The sequence below is a fragment of the Thermococcus sp. genome, from assembly GCF_027012695.1.
In the GTDB taxonomy this organism is placed as follows: Archaea; Methanobacteriota_B; Thermococci; order Thermococcales; family Thermococcaceae; genus Thermococcus.
Map to the genome: position 1 here is coordinate 1 of NZ_JALUYR010000111.1, position 1,687 is coordinate 1,687.

General features: G+C 51.5%; 3 protein-coding genes. All 3 read right to left on the minus strand.

The genetic code is table 11. From position 1 onward, the window contains the following. Positions 1-127, minus strand: a 127-nt coding sequence (locus tag MV985_RS08245) for an ArsR family transcriptional regulator (RefSeq protein WP_297465186.1), incomplete at its 3' end; no start/stop codon positions are given. A 61-nt stretch (positions 128-188) separates the two neighbouring features. Continuing rightward, positions 189-875: a DUF2202 domain-containing protein gene (locus tag MV985_RS08250; protein WP_297465182.1), complete on the minus strand. Its 687-nt coding sequence runs from the start codon at positions 873-875 to the stop codon at positions 189-191. Further along, a complete protein-coding gene (locus tag MV985_RS08255; RefSeq protein ID WP_297465184.1) occupies positions 872-1,504 on the minus strand; it encodes a translation initiation factor IF-2 N-terminal domain-containing protein in 633 nt (210 codons plus the stop codon). The genes MV985_RS08250 and MV985_RS08255 overlap by 4 nt, the downstream gene beginning before the upstream one ends. Positions 1,505-1,687 lie beyond the last annotated feature (183 nt).

Consider the following 1,687-nt stretch of genomic DNA (forward strand, 5'->3'; position numbering starts at 1 on the left):
TTCCGAGGGTCTTGGCGAGTTCATAAACATACCACTCCTTTTCGCAGAGCAACTTTAGTATCTTAACCCTCACTGGATTGGAGAGTGCATCGCATACCCTTGCCAGCTCCTCGATACTCTGCACCATAGTCAACACCGCTGATTGGGCCTGGAGGGGAGTTAGGAAAAAAAGGATAAAAGCTTTCCGCTCAGCCAACAATACTCCTGTATTCGTCTTCACTCAGTACTTGGGGCGTGTAGGTAATACCATACCTGTTCTGGAGCAACCTTGTAAAGGCCCTTAGGTGGTTCTCACTTCCGTTTCTCAGGCTCTCAAAGACGGCCTTTATGTCTCCGTTGTCCACGTGCTTTAGCCACTCGTCCAGGTCCTTGATGTCAATCTCCTCAATCAATGCACCCACTTTAAGGGCTTCAACGTCGCTTTCACTCCCCTGTGCAACGAGCTTTTCGTAGAGCTCCCGCATTTCCGTGCTGTTGAATTCGCCAACTCCCATCCCTGCAACGGGATCGGTCAGGTTGTATTTCTTAATGAGCTCGAGCACCATGTCTATGTGGGTCTGCTCGCTCCTTGCTATGTTCTCGAATATTGGGAGCCCCGTCTTGTTGTAAAGCGTAAGGTACACGTCTCTGGCGAGCTTCTCTTCCTCCCTCATATAGAGTATTGCCTCAACTTCCTCTTGGCTCAGGTTTTCAACGGGATACGCCAAGACGTCCACTACTCCTGTGCTTGCACCGGCACCGTAGCCTTTATCCTCGGGAGGGCCTCGAGTCTCTGGGGGTCCCTGCGTCGTGCTCGTGCTTGAGCTCGTTATACATCCGGCCCCAACCATGGCCAACAGGAGCAGGGCCATAAGCAGGAAACCTGCCTTTCTCATCCGCTCTCACCCCGGAGCTCGATTATAATCTCCTCCAACATGGCCTTGAACTCCTCCCTGTCCAGGTCGTACTTGTACTCAATCTCAACGAGCTTCTCGTCAGGGGTTGCCTCTATTCCCTTTTCCTTCAGCTTTTCTATGAGCGCGTCGGTTGAAATGTTGAACTCCTCCGCGAGCTCCTGGACGGTGTAGTACTTCATCATCGTGCCCGTTATGTAGACCGTTGAGTTAGTTGATTCTTCATAGTAATCGTACGTCTCATGGGTCTCTTCCTCCTCTCCCGCATAAGCTGAAAACGCCTGGAACCCAACTGCTATAAGCAGTATTGGAATTATCAAGCCGGCCACCACCTTTACCTTTGAGCTCCTAAAGGCGGACTTCAGCATTACGAGCATACTCCTGAATCCCACCACCAGGTGAACCCCCACGAGGCCAATCATGATGAAGCCTAGATAAGTGTGAACGTTGGTGAGAGCCTCCTTGTCCATACCAAGGAAGGTCCATCCTATGCTCTCGGCTATCCTGCCGCTTGGTGCCAGGTAAAGGCCTATTCCAGTTACGGCTATTCCAACAAAGACTATCAGGAGGAGCAGGTCAACAACTCCCCTTAGGAGTGCTGAGGCCCTCATGCTTTCACCTCCGGCGGACATTTTCCTATGCAGAGCATGTTCTTCACCTCATCAGCGCGTATATTATGAGCCCGATTACGATGAAGGGCAGGAGCAGGAAAGCCAATTTGGCAAATATTATCAGCAGGGCAAAGGGCAAAAACAACCAGCCAAAGCCGAAGCCCCTTCTCCCGTGCATCGGCC